20 protein-coding genes are annotated in these 20980 nt (G+C 59.0%); 5 read left to right on the plus strand and 15 right to left on the minus strand.

The window, feature by feature from the left end; all coding sequences use genetic code 11:
- The first annotated feature begins 5 nt into the window (after positions 1-5).
- Complete coding sequence (locus ACFQY0_RS19355; RefSeq protein ID WP_379716026.1) at positions 6-1484, plus strand: SUMF1/EgtB/PvdO family nonheme iron enzyme; 1479 nt, start codon at positions 6-8, stop codon at positions 1482-1484.
- A 21-nt stretch (positions 1485-1505) separates the two neighbouring features.
- Here the strand turns inward: ACFQY0_RS19355 and ACFQY0_RS19360 are convergent, their stop codons facing one another.
- Positions 1506-3089: a GNAT family N-acetyltransferase gene (locus ACFQY0_RS19360; protein WP_379716029.1), complete on the minus strand. Its 1584-nt coding sequence runs from the start codon at positions 3087-3089 to the stop codon at positions 1506-1508.
- A gap of 177 nt (positions 3090-3266) precedes the next feature.
- Here ACFQY0_RS19360 and ACFQY0_RS19365 point away from each other — a divergent pair, with 177 nt between their 5' ends.
- Positions 3267-4046, plus strand: coding sequence for a type II secretion system protein (locus ACFQY0_RS19365; RefSeq protein ID WP_379716032.1), 780 nt, complete (start codon positions 3267-3269; stop codon positions 4044-4046).
- Positions 4047-4080: 34 nt separating this feature from the next.
- Here ACFQY0_RS19365 and ACFQY0_RS19370 read toward each other — a convergent pair whose 3' ends face one another.
- Complete coding sequence (locus ACFQY0_RS19370; protein WP_379716034.1) at positions 4081-5814, minus strand: cation:proton antiporter; 1734 nt, start codon at positions 5812-5814, stop codon at positions 4081-4083.
- A gap of 128 nt (positions 5815-5942) precedes the next feature.
- On the opposite strand from ACFQY0_RS19370, the gene ACFQY0_RS19375 reads away from it, so the two are divergent.
- Positions 5943-6683: a choice-of-anchor M domain-containing protein gene (locus ACFQY0_RS19375; protein ID WP_379716037.1), complete on the plus strand. Its 741-nt coding sequence runs from the start codon at positions 5943-5945 to the stop codon at positions 6681-6683.
- A 124-nt stretch (positions 6684-6807) separates the two neighbouring features.
- On the opposite strand, the gene ACFQY0_RS19380 is transcribed toward ACFQY0_RS19375, so the two are convergent.
- Both ACFQY0_RS19380 and ACFQY0_RS19385 read right to left on the minus strand, forming a co-directional pair.
- On the minus strand, positions 6808-7908 hold the full coding sequence (locus tag ACFQY0_RS19380; RefSeq protein ID WP_379716040.1) for a choice-of-anchor M domain-containing protein: 1101 nt from the start codon (positions 7906-7908) through the stop codon (positions 6808-6810).
- Complete coding sequence (locus ACFQY0_RS19385; protein WP_379716042.1) at positions 7905-8591, minus strand: type II secretion system protein; 687 nt, start codon at positions 8589-8591, stop codon at positions 7905-7907. The genes ACFQY0_RS19380 and ACFQY0_RS19385 overlap by 4 nt, the downstream gene beginning before the upstream one ends.
- Positions 8592-8702: 111 nt before the next feature.
- Between ACFQY0_RS19385 and ACFQY0_RS19390 the strand changes: the two genes are divergently transcribed.
- Complete coding sequence (locus ACFQY0_RS19390) at positions 8703-10055, plus strand: hypothetical protein (RefSeq protein ID WP_379716045.1); 1353 nt, start codon at positions 8703-8705, stop codon at positions 10053-10055.
- 79 nt (positions 10056-10134) lie between these two features.
- Positions 10135-10908, plus strand: a complete 774-nt coding sequence (gene lpxA, locus ACFQY0_RS19395) for an acyl-ACP--UDP-N-acetylglucosamine O-acyltransferase (RefSeq protein ID WP_379716048.1) — start codon at positions 10135-10137, stop codon at positions 10906-10908.
- Between the two features lie 479 nt (positions 10909-11387).
- Here lpxA and ACFQY0_RS19400 read toward each other — a convergent pair whose 3' ends face one another.
- The 11 genes from ACFQY0_RS19400 to ACFQY0_RS19450 form a co-directional block, all read right to left on the minus strand.
- The gene (locus ACFQY0_RS19400; RefSeq protein ID WP_379716051.1) at positions 11388-11705 is read right to left on the minus strand and encodes a hypothetical protein; all 318 of its coding nucleotides are present in this window, start codon (positions 11703-11705) and stop codon (positions 11388-11390) included.
- Positions 11702-14281: a VIT domain-containing protein gene (locus ACFQY0_RS19405; protein ID WP_379716054.1), complete on the minus strand. Its 2580-nt coding sequence runs from the start codon at positions 14279-14281 to the stop codon at positions 11702-11704. Before ACFQY0_RS19405 ends, ACFQY0_RS19400 begins: the two co-directional genes overlap by 4 nt.
- Positions 14278-14643, minus strand: coding sequence for a PadR family transcriptional regulator (locus ACFQY0_RS19410; protein ID WP_379716057.1), 366 nt, complete (start codon positions 14641-14643; stop codon positions 14278-14280). The genes ACFQY0_RS19405 and ACFQY0_RS19410 overlap by 4 nt, the downstream gene beginning before the upstream one ends.
- Positions 14644-14875: 232 nt before the next feature.
- Positions 14876-15562 (minus strand): leucine-rich repeat domain-containing protein, encoded by a 687-nt coding sequence (locus tag ACFQY0_RS19415; protein ID WP_379716060.1) that lies wholly within the window; start codon positions 15560-15562, stop codon positions 14876-14878.
- 183 nt (positions 15563-15745) lie between these two features.
- On the minus strand, positions 15746-16666 hold the full coding sequence (locus ACFQY0_RS19420; protein ID WP_379716063.1) for an RHS repeat-associated core domain-containing protein: 921 nt from the start codon (positions 16664-16666) through the stop codon (positions 15746-15748).
- Positions 16614-17225, minus strand: coding sequence for a hypothetical protein (locus ACFQY0_RS19425; protein ID WP_379716066.1), 612 nt, complete (start codon positions 17223-17225; stop codon positions 16614-16616). The genes ACFQY0_RS19420 and ACFQY0_RS19425 overlap by 53 nt, the downstream gene beginning before the upstream one ends.
- Positions 17191-17673 (minus strand): hypothetical protein, encoded by a 483-nt coding sequence (locus ACFQY0_RS19430; protein ID WP_379716069.1) that lies wholly within the window; start codon positions 17671-17673, stop codon positions 17191-17193. Before ACFQY0_RS19430 ends, ACFQY0_RS19425 begins: the two co-directional genes overlap by 35 nt.
- A gap of 11 nt (positions 17674-17684) precedes the next feature.
- Positions 17685-19109, minus strand: a complete 1425-nt coding sequence (locus ACFQY0_RS19435) for an RHS repeat domain-containing protein (RefSeq protein WP_379716072.1) — start codon at positions 19107-19109, stop codon at positions 17685-17687.
- A gap of 14 nt (positions 19110-19123) precedes the next feature.
- On the minus strand, positions 19124-19546 hold the full coding sequence (locus ACFQY0_RS19440; RefSeq protein WP_379716075.1) for a hypothetical protein: 423 nt from the start codon (positions 19544-19546) through the stop codon (positions 19124-19126).
- A 112-nt stretch (positions 19547-19658) separates the two neighbouring features.
- Complete coding sequence (locus ACFQY0_RS19445) at positions 19659-20084, minus strand: hypothetical protein (RefSeq protein ID WP_379716078.1); 426 nt, start codon at positions 20082-20084, stop codon at positions 19659-19661.
- Positions 20081-20980: RHS repeat-associated core domain-containing protein (locus ACFQY0_RS19450; protein ID WP_379716081.1), on the minus strand; the 900-nt coding region annotated here is incomplete at its 5' end. The genes ACFQY0_RS19445 and ACFQY0_RS19450, both read right to left, overlap by 4 nt.

Below are 20980 nucleotides of genomic sequence, written 5' to 3' on the forward strand. Positions count from 1 at the left end.
CACCCATGGAAGAACGCATCATCGGCGACTACCGCCTGATCGAACCGATCCACACCGGATCCGTCACCACCACCTGGCTCGCCGAACAGACCTCCGTCCGCCGTGAAGTCACCGTCATTGAATTGACCGACTTTTCGCAGCGCGAAGCCTTTCTCAACGACACCCGCGTCAAAGCCTCCGTCGACCACCCGCTCATCGGCTCGGTCTACGAGGCGATTTCGGAGGACGACCACTGCCTTGTCGCGATGGAAAAGCTTCCCGGCAGGACCCTTGCCGAGCGGATCGCCTCAGGAGAAACCCTCCTGCCTGTCGAATTCTCCCACCTGCTGCGCATGCTTTCCGAAGCCATGCTGCATCTCGCCGCGAAAGGCATCGCCACCGAGCCACTCACCCCGGCAGCCATCCATTTCGACAACCAAGGCGTCCTTCGTGTCGGCAACATCGCCTGTGCGAGCACGCCCGATCCTGCCACGGCGGCCGAGGACATCGCCCGGCTTGGCCAGTCGCTTCCGCCCCTCATTCCCAATGGCCGACCTGGAGCCAGCCGCGCCCTGACCGTGCTTGCATGGATGCGCGGCGAAGGCATCGAGCGCGCCATCACCTGGCAAGAAATTCACTCCTACAGCGAGCAGATCGAAAGCCAGCTCGTCGAAGTTTCCCACTCGCCCAAGACACCCTCCACGGGGCGTGTTCGGGGAAAGAAGTCGCCCCTTCCCGCCATTCTCGGCGTGGTCGGCGGACTTGCGGTTCTCGCCGGCGCCGCGGCCTTTCTTGCAAAGGGCAAGGAAACCACCGTGAAAGTGCCGCCGCCGAGCCTGCCCGAACCCGTCTCCATCGCCACCGGGAAATATCCCAGCCCCGACGGCGCCACGGAGAACCTCAAGGCATTCCGGATTTCCGCCTGCGAAGTCACCATCGGCGAGTATCTCGAATTCCTCGAAATGCTCGAACTCCTCGATGCCGAATCGCGCAGCATCTACGACGCCGAAGGCCAACCGAACGAAAAATCCGGCCACCAGCCCAAAGACTGGGCGGAGATGCTCAGCGCCGCCCGCAAAGGGGGGACCTGGGATGGTCGGAGCATCGATCTCTTCTGCCCGATCACCAACATCGACTGGTGGGATGCCGCCGCCTACTGCGACTGGAAAGGGGGCCGCCTCCCGACCCAAGAGGAGTGGTTTGCCGCGCTTCGCGAAAAAGTCGAGAAACCGGAATTCCTTCAACCCGCTTCCTGGGGCCCGGTGACCTCCATTGGAAAAGACGACCAAACCGATAACGGTCTCTTCGGCATGGCGGGCTCCGTCTCAGAGTGGACCCGCCGCCCGGCCGCCAATCCGGCCAATCCGCTGGGGAAAAAATCTTTCGTCATCATCGGCGCCTCATTCCTTAAGCCAGCCGATGGCGCCCTTGCCCGCGATTGGACCGACGACCGCCAGCAGCAGCGCCCCGACCTCGGATTCCGCATCGTCCTGCCCGCCAACTAGGCGCCGTATCTCAGATCGCCGTTACAGACGCCCTTCTTCCAAGCCGCCGGAAATCGTCTCGTTTGCCAACTTGTTGTGGAACTCAAACAGGTCGCGACGGCGATCGCTCACCGGTGTGACCGCGCCACCCTGGCGTGAGCGATAGAGATCGGAAATGTCGAGATCAGTCACGAGCATCGTCTCCACATTGGGATCGGCCTGCGCCTGAATGCCATCGCGCGCAAACTCGAAGTCGCTTGGTGAGAACACCGCAGCTCGACCGTAGTGAATATCCATCGCCGGCACATCCGGCAGGTTTCCAACCACCCCGGCCGTCGCCACGTAGATTTGGTTCTCGATCGCCCGCGCCGCGGCACAGGTACTGACCCGCAGATAGCCCTGACGGTTGTCCGTGCAGTACGGCACGAAAAGAATCTCGATCCCCCGGTCCGCGAGGTAGCGGGTCGCTTCGGGGAACTCGACATCGTAGCAAATCAGCACGCCGATTTTCGCTTTCGGTGTCTGCAGCACGATCAACGAATTGCCACCCGAGATTCCCCACCAGGTCTTTTCGGAGGGCGTGATGTGCAGCTTCGATTGGCTTTCGTAGCTGCCGTCGGGTTTGAAAATCATCGAGGTATTTTCCAGTCGGCCGTCGGGCTGCTCGACCGGATGCGAACCGGCGATCAAATACAGTCCCTGCTCCCGAGCCAGCGTCCCCATGAGTTCCACAAACTGCGGGGTGTATTCCGCCAATTTGCGAATGCCCTCGCGTGAGCCCATCGGTTCCAGACCACTGAGCATCTGAACCGTCAAAAACTCCGGGAACAGCACGAATTCCGCCCCATAATCCTCGCCCGCCGTTTCCACGAAATAGCGCACCTGGCTGGCGAACTCCTCAAAGCTGGAAGTTTTGCGCATTTGATACTGCACGCAGGCGACCCGCACCTTGGTGTTCTCTTCATCCTTCGGTTGGTAGTCCGGATTGAGCCACTCGATGAGGCTCGCGTAGTCCATCGAAAGCCGGTCGCGGATGTAGTTCGGCATCACCCCGCGCACCACGAAACCCTGAGCGAGCTGAAAGCCAAGCACCGGATCGTCGATTTTCCCGTCCTGTACCTGCCAGACGTATTCCTCCGGCGTCAGCTTCTCGGCGTGCTGCGAATAGCTCGCCATGCGGCCACCGCACAGGATTCGGCGCAGGTTGAAACGTCGGCACAGATCACGCCGTGCCTCGTAAAGAATCGCCCCGAGACCACCGCGTCGGATCTCCGGGTCGACGTAGACTTCCGCGCCGTAGAGCGTGTCGCCCTGCGGGTCGTGATTGTAGAAATAGCCGTCGTCCGTGATCCCATAGTAAGTGTGCTTGCGCAGGGGATTGCGACCGAGATTGACGATCAGTGAAGAGGCCGCGCCCACAATTTGCCCATCGAGCACCGCCACCAGCTGACCTTCCTCGAAGACGTCCAGATGGGACCGCAGCTGTCCCTCTTCCCAAGCCCCATCCTCCGCCACCATCTGCGGAAAACACCGACGATGCAGCGCAATCAGCGCAGGAATGTCGTCGATGTGCGCATTGCGCACCACCACCTTGCCATTGCGGGTATCAAACTCCTTGGGAAACACGGCGATAGAAGGAACCCTTTCCCTCGGCCCCACAATGCGAAAAAGCGACGAATCATGGATCGCTGCCCCGCCTCTCAAACCCCGCCATCAGGCGTGGCTCCAGGAAAAAGCATTGCTGTCATACAAATATTTGCGGAATTGTTTCTTTTTTGTCGTCCCGGGGACATTCCCCTAACCATGCAAAACTCCCAAAAACCCCATGGATTTACCCTTGTCGAGTTGATGGTCTCGATTGTCATCGTCGCGGTGCTCGCCTCCTTTGCCGTCATGTTCGCCAAGCGAGGCGTCCAGGCTGCCAAGGCTTCCGAATGCATCTCAAACATGCGCCAGATCCAAACCGGCGTGGAAAGTTTGACGACCGAGGGCGTCAGAACCAGCCACAACCCCAGACGCACCTATCCGCCCTACGCCGGCCAACAGCAAGGGCCCTGGAACCAATTCATCTGGCTTGACCTTGTCGCAGAAGAGATGGGATTGGCTGAAGTCATCGGCAGCAAATACGTCTGGAACCTCCATCCCAAAGACAGCATTTTTCAGAACCCCCTCTCCCGTCACAAGCTGGGTGGCAGCGGCACTGAGTGGGAGCCACTGTATGGCGACAAGGAGAACACCTTCGGGAGCTTCACCTGGAACAACCAAATGGGAGCATGGGTCGCCGCCCACACGCCCGATCCTTTGGTCCGCCGGGCATCCGATGTCCCTTACCCGGCGCTCACCATCCTGTTTGGAGAGTCCGATGATGACCTCAAGTCCGGCGTGCCCACCGCATGCTGGGGTGCCGGAAACGCGCCCCAAGGCAGCTACAAAAATGGAGCCCACTGCATGTTCGTCGATGGTCACACCGAACTCATTCCGAACGATCATCTGAATAATGAAAAATGGTACGCCCACTACATGGGCGTCACCACCAAAGGTCGCACGGGTGAGATTAAAAAGATCCTCGAGAAACCGGAGTGAGCGATCTTCCCAGCGGAGGCTGCCGGGCAGCCGCCTACTTGTCCCCTCCGACAATTTCGCGGACCTCCTCGTCGTCAAGTTCTGCTCGTTGATAGACGCCCATGGCCGCCCGGATCATCGCCCCGCCGCTCTCCTTCTCATCATGGATCACCTGCACATCGAGCTTCCGCAGCCGTTCGACTTCGTTCGCAAACTTAGCCCGGGCAAACACACAGATGCTCGGATTTCGCTCCCTTACCAGCGGTAGGGAGGCCACGGTCAGTTCCACTGCCGGAAAGGTGAATGCCACCATTCGAGCCCGATCGATCCCCGCCAGGTCGAGGGCTTCGGGGTGGGTCGCATCCGCAAACAAGACCCGTTGGCCATCCTTCTTCAACTCACGGACGGTATCGGCATTGAGCTCCAAAATCAGGGTCTCCACCCCACAGCGCTGCAAGGCTTCATTCAGCGCACGCCCGACCGGACCGTAGCCGCAGACCACGGCATGATCCTCGATTACCTTGATCGCTTTGCTCCCCTCAAGTCCTGCCGGCGCTTTCTGGTGAGCCTTCACCAGGCCCTTTTCCTCAAGCCAGCGGCCGAACGGTCCCGCCCCCTTCATCAGGCTTGGCACCAGCCCCATCGAAACCGCCGTGCAGGCCAGCAACAACTGCTCGACCGCCGGATCGAATGGCCGGAACTCACCCGCCTTGTTGATCAGCACCAAGGAGAACTCACCCGTGCTGGCCAAACTCGCCCCCGCCAGCAAAGCCGGCCTCATCGGGAGCTTCAGCAGACGGGTCGCCCCCACCAGCACGCTCCCCTTCACCACAAGAATCAGCAGCGTCCCAATCAAGACGAAGAGCCACGACGTCATCACCTCATTGAGGTCAATCATCAGGCCCACCGAGACGAAGAAGATCGTTAAGAACAGATCCTTGAAAGGCAGCACATCCGCCATGATCCGGTGCGAATACATCGACTCACTCACCACCAGACCGGCAGCAAATGCTCCCAGGGAAAGCGAAAGATCAAGCGCCTCCCCCGCCAGGGCAACCGCCGCACAAAGCGCGATCACCGTCAGCGTAAACAACTCGCGACTCCGCGTCCGCGCCACCGCATGCAGCAGCGGCGTGTTCAGATATTTTCCGAACAGCAATGCCGAGCCGAGAAAAAGCAGCCCCTTGGTCAGCGCCCAGAGGATCCCACCGATCGGAAAACTACCACTCGCCCCGTAGATCGCCGGGAGCACCAAAATGAAGAGAATCACCAGCAGATCCTGAAACAGCGCAATCCCCAACGAGGCCCGCGCTCCGGGATTGTGCGGAAGCCCCATGTCCTGAAACGACTTCATCGCCACCGCCGTGGAACTTAGCGCAATCGCCACCGCCACCACCGCGATCTCCGGCCCCGGCAAGCCCGCCCAGTAGGCCACCAGCGCCCCTGCTGCCCCGCACAGCGTCACCTGCACCCCGCCACCGATGAGCGCGATCCGCCACAGGTGTCGCAGTTCCCCCAGCGAAAATTCAATCCCCAACGTGAACATCAGCAGGATCACTCCCAACTCCCCCAACATTCCAATAATCGGGTCGTCCTTATCCGCCCCCACCCAGCCCAGCATCCCGCTGTTCGCGATCAGCACGCCCACCAGGAAGTATCCCACCAGCACACTCTGACGGACCCGCGTCAGAAGCAGGGAAACAAGCACCGCCAGCACCAGCACCATCGCCAGCAAACCAAAAAACGGCGTCACCGAAGACTCTCCAGCCGCCAAGATTTCCATCACCATTTGCCCGAAACCCTAGACACCTCATCCATCGACACCACGGAAAACACTCTTGCCAATTCCTTGCTTTTGCATGTTTGTTGCGGTTTTGTATTTGCAGTTCTATTGCATTTGTAATCTTTTTGTCCTGCATGAAGCCATTTCCACTCACTCCATCCATCGGACTGCTGATCCTGCTACCCTCCATCTCGTCTGCCGCCCTCTACACCAGCGGACATGCCGATCTCATCGGCATCGGTTATGAAGACGGGTCGTTCGAACCTCACATTCACGCGGAAGGCGCGACCATCGATGGGGCTTTCGTCGATGAGGGCGAATACGCGCCGAATGAAATCACCACCGTCGTCCCCCAAAGCAGCTTCGACTTCTGGACCGCGAACGGCGGACGTCCCGCAGGCAGCGCCTGGGACCCTATCGGCATCGCAGCCGGAGAAGCCTTCTGGTTTCTCTCTCAATCCAACAGCGGCCCCGCAGGGAGCGCTTCCCTCGGAGCTCCCTTCGCGGGGATCGGCACCGAAGAACTGAACCCTTCGGACTGGGCCACGGACATCACCATCTCCCTCGATTCCGTGGTCGGACCAGGCGACTTCTCGATGTATCTCGATGGCTTTGCCCCTTCCTTTTTCATGTCGACCGCTGACGGCATCGACGGATCCGACCTGATCGTCATCGCTCCAGACAGCCACGAGCACTTCAACTGGGCATTCACCGCACCCGGCACTTATGATGTGAGCGTGAGCTTTGCGGGAACACACCAGGTGGACGGTCCTAAATCGGCATCGGCCACCTTCCAGTTCCAGGTTGTTCCCGAGCCATCCGTCGCCCTTCTCGGCGCCCTGGGAAGCCTCGCCCTGCTGCGTCGCCGCCGCTAAGCCGCCGCTGAGCCGGACAGCTGCGATCCTGTTTCACCGTTGGTCAAGCATGCCCCTCGTCCCTCATCGGGCGGGGGGCATTTCCTTTTCCTGAAGCATCAAAACTGCAGCGATGCCAAGTCCATCACTCCGCCTGCGATTCCGGTCCTTCCACTCTTACCCGGAAAAATCCTCTTCCCTCCAACTTACGGGTGTCTCTAACAACAACTCGCTCCCATTCGTCATCGATCGTCTCCACCTCGTGCACCACCCCTCCCGCTGACCAGCCTCCCCCCAGCTCGGTGCTCCACTCCACGGCATACACAAGGTCCGAATCCTGATGAGCTCGACGATAAAAACGGGCGGCGGGATAGGTCTCACCTTCTGTGACCACCTGAATCATTTCGGGGTCTCCCGGCCCCTCTCCATCTTCCCGGAGTGCCTCGGCGCTCAGAGGATCCATGCCGAAAGCATACTCCAGCAAATTGGATCGACCGTCTTTGTCCGGGTCCGCATCGGGACCCGCCAACTCGTCACTCATCACGCTGTCGGACGGAAAATGGGCGGCACGCCATTCCGCTCGGGAACCGACCGCGAAATAGAGCGATACCATCTCGCCCTGCGGCGTGGGATTCGTCGCTCCGGGGCCAAGATACCCCTGGGCACTCAGCACCACGCGATACATTCCTTTGGACGAAAAGGTCCAACTCATGTGACTGTGGCCCGGGGCGGCTAGGAGGAAAACATCGTTGGCGGTGATACCGTCAGACGTCGCCATCCACACCAACGGCGCACCACCCTGGAACTGGAACATCGAAAAATCCCCCGGTCCTTCCACGTCGACCAGGCCGATGCGAACCCAGGCCTGAGCCACGCCGGCCGCCCTCGGGTCCGACTCCACATAGCTCGCGAACACGCCGCTCTGGGCGCTCTCGATTCCAGGCCAGGTGGAACCATTGTCGGATTGGGGAAGGATCCAGACCGACTCGCCGGCATCCATGCCAAGAAAATCCCACACGGCCCCCGCAGGCCGCTCGAACTTCTCGCCACTGGGTGACGGCAGGTCTCTAACAGGAAAGAAAACCCCGCTGGGCTCCCGGTCATCACGGTCCGTCCCGATCGTCCACGACCATGCTTCGTTCTGATAGCTTGGCTTGACATCAATGTGCTCCGCAAGCGGTTCCAGAGCCGTGGCTGTTAGAGGGCAGCAGGAAAGCAGTCCGAGACGTAGGATGGAGGTGGTCATTCGATATAGCCTGGTGGTTTGGCAAAGTTGGTGCCGGATTCTATTTCACGCTTCAGCTCCTCCTGATTCCAGGTGACGACCCGTCCATCAGCATAAAGGTAGTTCGCCCTTTTGCCGCCATGGCGGTCGGGAGCGATGTCTCGCGTCACCGCCGACCAGGAGGTCCAGCGCTCCGAGTGCGTGTGATCGTTCCCCGGACCGGCCGGCGTGTGATCCGCACAACAAAAGGCAAGCAAGGTTCGCGAAGGGTCCTTCAGGGCACGCGGCCGATTCATCCGGGTTCCGATCGGATTTCCAAAAGGGTCGATCCGGGGAACGAACACGAAGCTGTTCAGCACGTAGCTCGTCCCGTGTTCCCTCAGCCGCTCTTCCGCATTGGGGTCCGCCGGACACACCCGCAGCTCGTCGAAATCTCCCAGGTAACTCTCAAGTTCGTAAATCCAAGAGCGGTCAAGCCGTTCGCTATGAGCCGTCGATGGATACTCGCCATGGTCATCGGCATAGGCCTGCAGGGCGATGCCGATCTGCCGCATGTTGTTGGCGCAAACCGCCTGATCCACTCTCGACTTCACCGACTTGGTGGCGACGAATGCCAGGGATCCCAAAACCAGAATAATCACCACGACGACCATCAGCTCCACCAGCGTGAAGCCTCTCAAATGTATCGAATTCCTTGCTTTCATCGGGTGACCGCGGGCAGGTAACGCCTATTTTGCGCTTTTGCAATGTTTTTGCATTTGTTTCTTTTTTGCCAAGACGCCGTTGCTCCGCTAGACACTCGGGGATTCCTCACCATGATGCGTTTTCGACTCCTCTATCTTCTCGTGCCGAGCCTGGCCTGGGCAGAACCCCACGTGCACAGCGAGACATGCGACCACTCGGACGAGCACCCGCATCATGCCCATCCTGCCGAAACCGCCGGCAGCCCCCATCACCCACATCTCGACTTGCAGGCTGAAGACGAGGCCTGGTTTGACTTTCACCCCCATCTGAGCGTTGCCATCGCGATGGGCGGCTCGAGTTCGGAGAAAAACTACACGCTCATTCCGGGCGGCCATGCTCCCGTCGACGATGGCTTCAATCTCCAGACCATCGAACCCGGCTTCATCATGGAGTTCGGCGAAATGCTCTCCCTTCACACCAACTACAACCTCTTCTGGGATCGCTTCGATCATTGGAATGGCGAATGGGAAGACGCCTACCTCGCGCTCGACCTGCCCAACGGCATCTCCTTTCGCGGTGGCCAGTTCCTGCTTCCCTTCGGCTACGAAAACCAGCTCCACATCCACGACCGGGAATTCGTCGAACCACCGATGTCGGTGATCCGTCTGTTAGGCGAAGATGGTCTCTTCGTCCAAGGCGCTGATCTGGCCTTCCACCTTCCCGGACCCGGAAAACGCAGCATCTTTCGCTTTGGCTACGGCCAGGCACGCCCCCACGATCACGGCTTCACCGTTCGTGAAACCCGACGCGAACTCTACTACGAAGCCCTCGAAGGCGAGGACCATCACGATGATCACGATGATCACGACGACCATGATGATGATGACCACGACGACGATCATCACGAGGATCACAAGCACGGGCTTGCCGGAAATGGAGGCATCTATGACGCCGACAAGTCCTACCTCGACGACGGATTTTTCTTCACCCGCCTCGAAACCGACACTCCATCCATCAGCGGGCTCGACCTCGTCGGCATCTCTTTCGCCGCTGGCCAGAATGGTTTCAACCGCACCACCTGGCTCGCCGGAGCCGACCTCAATGGCAGCTTCAAAGTTGCCGAAATGCCCGCTTGGTGGCGCACCGAAGCCTTCTACCGCTACGTCAATGCCTACGATGAGAACGGCAATGCCGGCCACTTCGACGAAACCGGCATCTACGCCTCCTGCGGACTTGAATTCGTCGAAAACTGGACCAGCGCCGTGCGCCTCGAATGGGCCTCAGGAAATCGCGACGTCGGTGCCGAAAGGCGCTGGCGCGCCTCCGCCAATGTCGGCCGCGTTTGCATGCTCGGAGAGCATGGCGACCTCCACACCAAGCTCCAGTATTCCTATGATGACCTTGGCGGCTACGGTCACGACCACGCCGTCTGGCTCCAGTTCGTCCTCAATCTCGGCGCTGCCGAGCATGGACATGTCCACTGATGGAAACGAGCCACGATTCCCACCCGGCAGACCCGTTTCATGATTGGAAACAGCGCCGACACCCCTTAGCCTTTGCCCCGTGATCCACCCCACCGCCATCGTTTCTCCGAAAGCCAAACTTGGTAACAATGTCCGGATCGGCCCTTACTCCGTGGTCGGCGACGACGTCGAACTCGGCGATGGCTGCATCCTTCACTCCCACGTCATCGTCGAAGGTCCTTCAACATTCGGCCGCCAAAACGAGTTTTTCCCTTTCGCCGCCGTCGGCGGAAGAACTCAGGACCTCAAATACACGGGCGAGCCCACCTACCTCGAAGTCGGCGATCGCAATACCTTCCGCGAGAACTGCACCATCCACCGCGGCACCCATGCCCACACCCCGACCCGCATCGGCAGCGATAACCTCTTCCTCTGCTACTCCCACGTCGCCCACGACTGCCAGGTCGGCAGCCACGTCATTCTCTCTAACAACGCCACCATCGCCGGTCATGTCACCGTCGAGGACTACGCCATCATCTCCGGCCTCTCGGCCGTCCATCAATTTGCCCGCGTTGGCTGCCACTCGATCATTGGCGGCATGGCCCGCATCTCCCAGGACGTCGCTCCCTACACGATTGCCGAAGGCCACGACCCCCGAACGCGGGGACTCAACCACATCGGCCTGCAACGCCGCGGATTTAGCGAAGAGGACATCCGCGCCCTCAAAGGCGCTTACAAAAAGCTCTTCCTCAAGAAGGACACCAATCTCTCCGTGTCCCTCTCCTCCCTCAAGGCGGAAACCCCATCGAACAACCCCCACGTCAAACACCTCATCGCCTTCCTCGAGTCCACCCAGCGAGGAGTGACGAGGTAGGCACCACTTCCGCACTTATGAAAACCACAGGCCGCACGACAATGCTTGCATGGGCCTGCGGCATCATTTTCGCGGCCGGCTTCGCGTTCTTACCGAGCGAGGGCTTCCAGCCACTACGACTCGTTCCTGCCATAGCATTGGCAGGAGGACTCGTTTACCATCTATTAACCCATCCGGAAAAAGCGACTCCAAGGGTTTCCAGAGGTATCTTGGGTCCGATTCTTGTTTTTCTGATCCTCTACTCAGCCGCAACCCGAGACGGAAACTTCGGCTACATCGTTCTTTGGTCGGTGTTCTTCTTTGGAAGTTACGACGCCTTCAGTCAGCGTGTCTTCCAAAGCAAAAACCGATCAGCGGACCACCCGAAAGCCACCGAAAACTAACAGCCTTCCCAGCGAGGAGTGACGAGGTAGGCACCATTTCCGCAGCAGCGATGCCTCACGCTGGGCATGGCACGCGAATCATCGGGACACCTGCGCCTACTCATACGAAGTATAAACCGCGTCCACCGTCCCGTCGCGGGCATACACCACATCCAGCGGCTCTTTTCCGAAGATTAGATAGCGGATCATCCGGTCTCCCTCCCGGAGCTTGTGATGGCTCCCCCAGCCGGGCACCGCCGGAGTGATCTCCACTTCACTGCGAAAAACCGGCAGCCGCGCCACGAGTTCCTTCTCCGTTTTCGCCGCCAGCCACGCCTCTTCACGCGCCAGGCAATAAAGATACGAGAACGGCATCGTGTGCACCACGCCCAGCGCAAGGGCGAGGATCACTCCAACAAACAAAATCCGGCTCATTGTTCTCCTCCTTCCATCCTGCGTCTCCTCAATAACGCCGCCGACGCCCCGATTAGTATCAACAAACTCGTCGAAGGTTCCGGCACCCCGGGTATCGAAGGTGCCGCATCGGCATCCACCGGCGTGAGCCCGTGCCTCTTGAACTGCTCCATCGTCTCCAGCACCACCGCTCCCGAAACCGGCGTCACCAGTTGATACATCGCCGCGATCTTCGGACGCTCCGGATCACCCGACTGGCTCCGTTCAATCGCCCAGACACGCGCAAGGTGATTCCACACTTTCTGGCCTTCCATTTCGCTCGAATCCGCAGCCCGACGCCACTCCGCCCGCACTTCCGGTCCACCCTTGATGAGTGCGAAAAGAAAGGCGTCAAGATCCCGACCCAATTCATCGATCGCCGGACCCCGCTCCAGCACCCCCTCTTTTCCCAAAACTGATGACAGGCGGTTCGGCCCCGCCACCACCTCCACATCATAAATCTTCGGACGACTCGATCCACGCTCTAACAATTGCAATAGGGCTTCCGACTTTCCGAGCTCCACGGCTTGCGGCCCGTGCAACCAAACCACCGCTCCATGTGTTCCTTCCTTCGCCATGGACACCGCCTTCCGTAGCGCGGGTTCGTTGTTTCGACCTCCGGAGAATCCATGCCTTGTTAGATCACCACCGGAAACCTCCACCACCTTGTCGTCGGCAATCAGAACCTCCACATTCGGATACCTCTCAAGAACGCCCCGAATCACACTCGCCTCACTTTTCAACGACGCCGAACCATCCACCACGACCACCAGCTTATCCACCGCCGGGCGCATGCCCATGCGGGTCTTCCGCTCGAGATATTTCCCACCTGCATCGGCAAATCCATCTTCGCACCACACCGTCGCCGGTTCCTCATCCACATCCGCCAGGCGAACCGACATACGCTCTTCCAAGGTCTGCCCGATTGTCAGGGTAGCCTGCGTCGAGAACGCATCCCCATCCACCATCGCTCCCGCCATCTCCGGCCCACCGCTGATCTCAAATTTCCGATCCGCCTGAATCCACAGCGAATGCTCGGCGTCCCTTTTTACGCCATAGTTCCGCTCGACCACCCGCGGCAGCTCCCAACGGTCGCCATCCAAGCTCGCCGTGATCCCAAAGCGGATTTTCATCTCACCATGTGCCGGCACCGGAAAGCACTGCACTATCACCGTGTCAGGCCCAGCCACGGTTACCAGCACCGGATCGCGACGCTGCACCACCGCGATCTCGCGATAAGCGGCCTTCACCTTATCCACGCTGCTGAAAGCCGCTTCGCGAGGCTCGCCATTCACCCATAGGGTCAAACGCGATACCCGACCCCCGCGCGGCAATCGCACCTGACACCGCGCCTCCTTTGCCTGCGCGCTACCATTCTTGAAAACCATCGTCCACTCGCCGTAGCCAATCTGCGAAAGCCCATCGATGTGCCCATCGAAACGCGACTCCGCCAAATCCAAATCCTTCAGACGCACCGCCACCGAGTCACCGCCGAGGTGATCATCAAACTCAAACTCCTCAAAGGCCCGACCACGTCCGCCAAACACTGAAGACTCCTTCACCATCCGGGGCGGCTCCACCGAATTGAACGACTTGCCCGTCGCCAGGAAAAACACATCGCGCGTTTTCTCAGAATCCATCTGCTGAAACGACCCCCGACCGAGCATCCCTGCCGGAATCCTCCAACCTTTCGTGATCCATCCGGAAATATCCGTCGCCATCGATGTGCCGCGATTCCCTTCATAACAAGCCCGCAACAGGGTCCGCTCCAAATGATAACTCCGCAGTTTACTTACCCCCGACTCGGCGATTTCCGTATCCTCCGAAATGGCACGTGACAGCTGATAGCGCGTCCAAACTCCTGGACCTTCCATCGCGATCATCAGCGCCAGAACCGCCGCCATGCCGATCCTCCAACCCTGGCGGAACTGCCACGGCTGCGCAGTCCTGGCACGCACCCTCTTCGAGATCTGAACACTCGAAATCCACGCCAGCAAAGGCATCAGCGATAGCATTCCCATCCCCCAGGCAATCAACGCGATGGCGGATAGAGGCAGTAGCGGAATGAAGAACAACGCATAGATCGCCGCAATCGTCACCGCCGCTCCGACCGCCACCCCCTGGATCCGCGAACCGGCATTCCGCCCTCCTAACAGAAGCCACAAATTCAGAGCCGGAAGCGACAGAACCAGACCGGCATGCCAGAATGTCGGAACCGGATCGAAGAACACCGCACCGCAGAATCCCACCGCAATCTCAAACACCGAAACAAGAACCGGAAAAATCACTCCAAAGAAGAGCAACCACTTCCGGCCCCGATCCCTTTTGCCGGGTTCCTCCGGCACAACAGGCACCCCGTCTTCCAATCTCCCCAGCACCCGTTCAAGGTCCTCCGTTCCCACCTGATCACCCACGCTCGCCTGCACCTCTTCGTGGATATGAGCGGAAAGATCCTCCTTCATCTCCCGCGCGTCGCCCCCCTCAAGACCCTCACGCCGAACCTTCGCCTCAAGATACTCCGCCAAACGTTCTTCGGCCTGCTTCGTCCAGGTTTTCATGATTGCGATTCCTTTCCTTGTTGCGGCCCATCAAGAGCCTTCGATGAAGTTGGTGTGAATTCGCCGGCATCCAGCGCCTTCACCCCCTTCATCAAGTCGTCAAAATATCCCGACATCGCCGCCGCCTGCTCCCGCCCCGCCTCGGTCAGGCAGTAGTACTTCCGCGCCGGCCCCTCCGTGGATTCCTCCAAACGAGTCGTCACCAACCCTCGTTTCCGCAGCCGTGAAAGCAGCGGGTAAATCGACCCCTCCGCCACCCCGATCCCCGGAATCGCCACCAGCGCCTTCACCAGCGCATAGCCATACCACTCCCCCTGCAGCAGCGCCGACAGGATGCACAAATCCAGCAATCCCTTGCGCATCTGCACCCGCCAATTCTCAAACCATTCTGACGACTCTCGCGACACCTCCGCACGATATCTTGTATAACAAGGTATATGGCAAGCGAAAATCCTCCGCCAAACCTTCGACCCCCTCCCAAGAGTTCGTCGTTCCCCATCCACGGCCGATTCAGCCTCGGCAAAGTGGCCATAGTGCGGTTGCCCGAGGCGTCGGTCGCGGCGATGGCGAAGTTGTTCGTCCCCGGGAGCCCTGTCACCGAAATTTCAATCCGATCCTTCGGGCTCCGCTGTCCTTGAGGATTTCCTCCAGAGTCGCATCGTAGCCCTTCCTATCTCGAAAGGCCAACTCCTTGAGACCGGAGCACTCCCGGATCGCCGAGACCTCGCCTCCATCAATGAGCGAGTTCCCGAGAAAGAGAAACTCAAGATTCGGAAGGCCGGCAAGCGACCGGATGTTCTCAACCTTAATTCCCGGGCCATCGATAACCAATCGCCTGAGGCTGCGAAGGCTCTCCAAACGGGAAGCATCCAGGTTTCCTTTGGAATCGACGATTTCTATCACCTCGAGGTTATTGAGAGTCGAAAACCCGCTGAAGTTGAAATCCTTCAGCCCCGACAACTTGAGCGATATCAAAGAGGGCAGCTCTTGGCCGGAGAACGAACCAAGATGCCTGCTATCGAGGTCAATCTCCCTGATGACACTGCTTGCGAAGCGAGGTATGACCGACCACTTCGGATTCCCCCAGACCCGCAACACCTCCAGCTCCGGGAGGGCGTCCACCCCCGGCGATGAACTCGAATACTCATACTCAAGTCGCCTGACCCCTTGCGGAAATGTATCCGGCCAGCGTGCGTTCGTGCCAGCTTGAATGGAAAGGGACTCTACCGAAAGCCCGTCGATGACAGTGAGATCGACTCCCGCCTCATAGTCCGTGATCACGAGTTCATCGATAGGACCAGTGGCCTCCAGAAACGAATAATCCTTTGGTCCCCGCCAACGCTGATTCCGATCAAATACGAGCCGCCTGGATTTCGCCTTGACGAGCTTGGCTTCCAAACGGGTGCTCCAGCATCGAGGACGGATTGGGCCGGAACTGAAGATGGTGAATATCGACATAACAGATCAGTTGCACATCCCACCAATCGCTCCTCCAGCCAGACCCGCCGCTCCAGCCACCGTATCCGCTGACGTTCTTGGCCGATAATATCCTGATGCCCTCCGACCCGCACCGATTTGGTTTCTCTTGTTCGCAAGGGCTCGAACCCCGCCCATTTGGTCAATCATCTGTTGTTCTGCACTGTCCAAGGCACGTTGATTGCCCCTCACCGTATAGGTTTTGGGGCGACTTCCTATCCGCCCTCCTCGCCCGTGCTGACCAAGCCTGTTTCCCAGATTCCGTGCTTGTCCAACGTAGCTCCTCATCCCCCGACTTGCATCCTTGAAAACGTAAATTCCCTGTCTCCCGCTACCGCCCACCACATTGAGTGCCCTGCCGCCACGAAGCATCTGAATGCTCCCACCACCTCCCGCCGAGGTTGCGGCAGCAAAAGCAAATTCCCCTGCATTCTTCGAGAATCCCGCGCCATCGGCACACGGATCGTAGCTCCCAGAATCGGCGAAAGGATCAGAAAAGGGGATAAACCCATCCGCAGTTGCCATCGCTCCGAGCTTGAGATCTTCAAATCTCTGCCCCCAACCGATCTCTTTGAAGGCCTGAACATGATCAGACCACGACGCCAACCCATAAGGATCCCAGGCATTCGCCGGATCAGCTCCCACATACCCATACAAATTCACCCCACCCTCGATCCCCAACGGATCCTCGCTCAGCCACCTCCCCAGCGCCGGGTCATACGCCCGGTAGTGCGCCAGCACCAGCTCGGTCTTCCCGGCCACCAGCGCCGTGCGCGTGAAGTGGCCGGTGTAGCCGAAGTCGCAACCGCCGAGGTAGCCGGCATTCTGGGTGATCGTCATGCGTTTGCCGTAGGCGTCATAGTCGTAGCGCGCCTGCAAGACGCCGTCGAGCCTCAGCACCTCGCGCACGCTTCCCAAATGGGTCGCGGGTGTAGAAATAGCTCCCGGCACCCGTTCCACCGATCCGGATCTCCCCTTCGCCGTAAAACTTCTTCTGGATCACTCCGGCCGCGCTTCGCTGGAGCAGCAGCTCGACGCCGTCCCACAGGAAGCGCCGGGTCAGCGTGCCGTTGACGCTCTCGCTGACCTTCCGGCCCATCGCGTCGTAGGCCCACTCGACCCGCTGCGCTCCCCAGTTCACCGCCTTCAGGCGATCCGCCGCGTCCCACTCGAAGCTCCGCAGCACCGTGCCGCCCGGGTCCTTCTCCCACAGCAGGTTGCCGTTCAGATCGTAGCCGTAGCTCGTCTGCGTGCCGCCGACCTGCACGCTGTAGTTCTGCGTCGTGCGGTTGCCCGAGGCGTCGGTCGCGGCGATGGCGAAGCTGTTCGCGCCCTCCTGCACGGCGATCTCGCGGCGGAAGGTGAAGGTGTTCGTCCCCGGGATCCCGGTCACCGTGGCCGGCTGGCCGCAAATCATCTTGCTGGTCGGCTTCTCATTCCGAATAGAATGCGCATGGATTCTTTTCATGAAACGCAATCCTCCATATTTCGATCCCGTCGGATGACAGATATGACACAAGACCTTCCAAGGGCTTGTGGTCTTCCTTGTAAATGTGGATCTCGTCAAACTCCTTACGACCTCGTTTCTCCAGAAACCGACGGAAATCCTCCGTCCTCCCATTCTGCTCATTGAGAAATCCTTCAGCCAACATTTGAAAGTTGTCAGGAGATCTTGCGATCTCCTCGGCCCACTCAGTAGCAGCTGCATGCGGGCGAATCAATCCGTCCTCTCCGACCCTACGCCAATTCCCGCTTAAACACAATCGAACCACACCAAATTTGAATCCAACGGAACCTACCCACGCTTCTTCATCTGTGTCGAAGGAAAGTGAACCGATTGGATCGATCTCTATAAGGGGGGCAGGCTTCTTTGAAGAGAGCAACCTCGATATAAACTGAATAAAAACTTTCAACATGACTTTAGTGATTAGTCGCACCCACCGCTTGCACCTGGCATATTCAATACACTCGCCTCGGCGGTGACAAATGCAGCAGCAAACGCTTTCTCAAGAGCCCGAACACCAAGCTTTTCGCTATTGAAAAACTGGTTCAAACGCGTGCTAATCGGAACCAGATTGAGGCCGCTATTCCTCAAACCTCGGGCGATGGCACTATTACTGTTTCGAAAGATCATATGATGTATCTGCACTCCATCGTTTCCTCGATAACCCATACTCGACCTTACCTGCTTGCTCACCGCATTGAACGTTCGGTCATCATACACTGACCGCGCCGCAGCGCTCCGAGCCTTCGCCAGCGCACTGCCACGTTTAGTTGCTTTCGCAAGACCCATGCGCCCGACCCCGGCACCTCCAGCCAACAACCCTACAGCTTCGACAGCCCATTCACCAGACTTGTAGGCAGTTAAACAGGGATCGCTGTAATCGTCTCCGTATATTGCCCGGCGGGCAGCACCATTTAGCCCAAAACTCAAATTGTCAGCCATTCCCATTGAAAACTGGGCCACGTTCTCGGCCCAATCGCCCGCTGTTCCCGTCCATGACCAGAACTCAAGCCCAAGTGGATCCCATCTGCCAACGGGATCAGCTCCCACATACCCATACAAATTCACCCCGCCCTCGATCCCCAACGGATCCTCACTCAACCACCTCCCCAACCCCGGGTCATACGCCCGGTAGTGCGCCAGCACCAGCTCGGTCTTCCCGGCCGCCAGCGCCGTGCGCGTGAAGTGGCCGGTGTAGCCGAAGTCGCAACCGCCGAGGTAGCCGGCACTCTGGGTGATCGTCATACGCTTGCCGTAGGCGTCATAGTCGTAGCGCGCCTGCAGCACGCCGTCGAGCCTCAGCACCTCGCGCACGCTGCCCAGGTGGTCGCGGGTGTAGAAATAGCTCCCGGAGTCGGTGCCGCCGATCCGGATCTCCCCTTCGCCGTAAAACTTCTTCTGGATCACCCCCGCCGCACTCCGCTGGAACAGCAGCTCGATGCCGTCCCACAGGAAGCGCCGGGACAGCGTGCCGTTGACGCTCTCGCTGACTTTCCGGCCCATCGCGTCGTAGCTCCACTCGACCCGCTGCGCGCCCCAGTTCACCGCTTTCAGCCGGTCCGCCGCGTCCCACTCGAAGCTCCGCAGCACCGTGCCGCCCGGATCCTTTTCCCACAGCAGGTTGCCGTTCAAGTCGTAGCCGTAGCTCGTCTGCGTGCCGCCGACCTGCACGCTGTAGCTCTGCGTCGTGCGGTTGCCCGAGGCGTCGGTGGCGGCGATGGCGAAGCTGTTCGCGCCCTCCTGCACGGCGATCTCGCGGCGGAAGGTGAAGGTGTTCGTCCCCGGCTCGTCCAGCTCGCCCTCGACCATCGTCCGCCCGGCCCCGCCGATCTGGCTGAGGCGGTTCATCGCTGTTGAGCCTACTACAGGTCGTCGCTCCCGTGCTCAAGTCGATTCAGCGCTTTCTCGGAATCGACCCACTTCTGACTCTTCGACAGCCCACACACCTCATAGTTTCTACCCGGCCTTGTCTTGAAATCGAGGGAGTCCAGCCACCCGTCGTCAATGACGACGGCTACACGATTCGAACCCGTCTTTGTCTTGAGATCGATCTTTGCCAGGCAATGCCGCCCACGTCCCAGCCTGCCCGTTAATCTCGCCTCCGGCCTCCGCATCACGTACGTGATTCTGAACCTTCCCAGAAACATCGGCCTGACACACTCCACAAGATCCATTTGCAGCCGGAGGCGCACAGAGTTCTCCTCGTCCAACCCCACCCTGGCAATCTCCAGGATCTTCACCTCGTTCGCCGACAGGCACGGCATGCTGCCGAGGTAGAATACCATCTTGAATGCTCGATGGAGCCAAAGGTTCAGTCGCAGCATTCCGGTCATGGTCTCTCGCGTTCGTCTGATTCTTCGCCGGTTTTGTCGACCCGAAAGCCATCGAGAATCCGGTTCAATCTGGGTAGAGCGATTTCTCCCAGTCGATGAATTTGGCCGGTTTCACAATGACGTTTGAGACCTCGCCAAACTTTTCAATCGAAGCTGAGAACTGAATCATTGAGATTCTCCCGAACGAAAACACCAGGTTGGCAAAAAGCTTCTCGGGGCTGGGTTTGAAACCGACTCTCGCCAGACAAAACATCGCTTCCTCGCCGTGAATGCTGCCCGGTGTGGATTTCCTGGTCCAAATATTGACCAGCCGACCATTCTTGTGCCTCGCCAGGTATTTGATGTGCCCGAGTTGACACTTGAGGATTCCAGAAGCCTCATGATCGAGAGCTTCAATTGAAGCGCTGATTACACGGTTCTCCAGGTCAGTGAATTCAAACCCGACATTCAGGTAAAGAATTCGATAAATCAGCTTCTGAAGTTTGTTCATTTTCTTACAACCAATCGTTTATGGACACCCGCCTCCCAAATCAGACGCCAATGATGAGCTGGCGCCCCCCTGAATCGGCATTCTGTAAACGGATGGCACTCGATCCGCGAACCTAAGAACTCCAGCCATCTTATCACCCTCTGCGTAGGCCTTTCCGCTCGCTGATTTGTCGTGCATGTAATGTCTACCTCTGGGCACAACGTCACCGTTAAGCGACGACCTCTCAAGCCTGCCGAGGAAAAACCCTTGCCTTCCTTTACGCCCATCGCCTTGAAGTGTTTCCTTGCGACGGCGTGGCTGAATGCAGTCGGCTGCGGACCTCGATTGGTCCCCTTGAGGTATCCGAATGAGGTCCCCGGCCTAACGCCTGGCAAACCTCCTCCCACCATGCCGCCCAGCAGATTCCCGGTTACGTTGGATTTGTCATCGTCGGACATGCAATCCCAATTATTAACTATCCTTATTCCCTGAACGACTCCAACTCCTGCCAACGCCACAGTGGCAGTAGCTGCGATAACGACAGGAGCGAACATCAAGGCCGTTGTCACTGCGGCACCAACAACAAGCCCGATCACAAAACCTTTACCGAACTCTCTCCAATTCATCTTAAACAAGCCGAGAGGATCAACGTAATTCAGCGCGTCGCCCCCGACAAAAGCGAAGAGGTGAATACCGTCCCACTCTCCACCAGCATCCTCACTCAACCACCTTCCCAGCGCCGGGTCATACGCCCGGTAGTGCGCCAGCACCAGCTCGGTCTTCCCGGCCACCAGCGCCGTGCGCGTGAAGTGGCCGGTGTAGCCGAAGTCGCAACCGCCGAGGTAGCCGGCACTCTGGGTGATCGTCATACGCTTGCCGTAGGCGTCATAGTCGTAGCGCGCCTGCAGCACGCCGTC

This window comes from Haloferula chungangensis (genome assembly GCF_042664875.1).
Lineage (GTDB): Bacteria > Verrucomicrobiota > Verrucomicrobiia > Verrucomicrobiales > Akkermansiaceae > Haloferula > Haloferula chungangensis.

What these genes read in the sequence shown, in the direction of transcription:
- ACFQY0_RS19435 (WP_379716072.1), bottom strand. Translation starts at nt 19,109, where the DNA reads ATGAACCGCCTCAGCCAGATCGGCGGGGCCGGGCGGACGATGGTCGAG.
- ACFQY0_RS19405 (WP_379716054.1), bottom strand. Translation starts at nt 14,281, where the DNA reads ATGAAAACCTGGACGAAGCAGGCCGAAGAACGTTTGGCGGAGTATCTT.
- ACFQY0_RS19380 (WP_379716040.1), bottom strand. Translation starts at nt 7,908, where the DNA reads ATGACCACCTCCATCCTACGTCTCGGACTGCTTTCCTGCTGCCCTCTA.
- ACFQY0_RS19355 (WP_379716026.1), top strand. Translation starts at nt 6, where the DNA reads ATGGAAGAACGCATCATCGGCGACTACCGCCTGATCGAACCGATCCAC.
- ACFQY0_RS19410 (WP_379716057.1), bottom strand. Translation starts at nt 14,643, where the DNA reads ATGCGCAAGGGATTGCTGGATTTGTGCATCCTGTCGGCGCTGCTGCAG.
- ACFQY0_RS19390 (WP_379716045.1), top strand. Translation starts at nt 8,703, where the DNA reads ATGATGCGTTTTCGACTCCTCTATCTTCTCGTGCCGAGCCTGGCCTGG.
- ACFQY0_RS19440 (WP_379716075.1), bottom strand. Translation starts at nt 19,546, where the DNA reads ATGGTATTCTACCTCGGCAGCATGCCGTGCCTGTCGGCGAACGAGGTG.
- ACFQY0_RS19375 (WP_379716037.1), top strand. Translation starts at nt 5,943, where the DNA reads ATGAAGCCATTTCCACTCACTCCATCCATCGGACTGCTGATCCTGCTA.
- ACFQY0_RS19445 (WP_379716078.1), bottom strand. Translation starts at nt 20,084, where the DNA reads ATGAACAAACTTCAGAAGCTGATTTATCGAATTCTTTACCTGAATGTC.
- ACFQY0_RS19400 (WP_379716051.1), bottom strand. Translation starts at nt 11,705, where the DNA reads ATGAGCCGGATTTTGTTTGTTGGAGTGATCCTCGCCCTTGCGCTGGGC.
- ACFQY0_RS19365 (WP_379716032.1), top strand. Translation starts at nt 3,267, where the DNA reads ATGCAAAACTCCCAAAAACCCCATGGATTTACCCTTGTCGAGTTGATG.
- ACFQY0_RS19430 (WP_379716069.1), bottom strand. Translation starts at nt 17,673, where the DNA reads ATGTTGAAAGTTTTTATTCAGTTTATATCGAGGTTGCTCTCTTCAAAG.
- ACFQY0_RS19425 (WP_379716066.1), bottom strand. Translation starts at nt 17,225, where the DNA reads ATGAAAAGAATCCATGCGCATTCTATTCGGAATGAGAAGCCGACCAGC.
- ACFQY0_RS19370 (WP_379716034.1), bottom strand. Translation starts at nt 5,814, where the DNA reads ATGGTGATGGAAATCTTGGCGGCTGGAGAGTCTTCGGTGACGCCGTTT.
- ACFQY0_RS19385 (WP_379716042.1), bottom strand. Translation starts at nt 8,591, where the DNA reads ATGAAAGCAAGGAATTCGATACATTTGAGAGGCTTCACGCTGGTGGAG.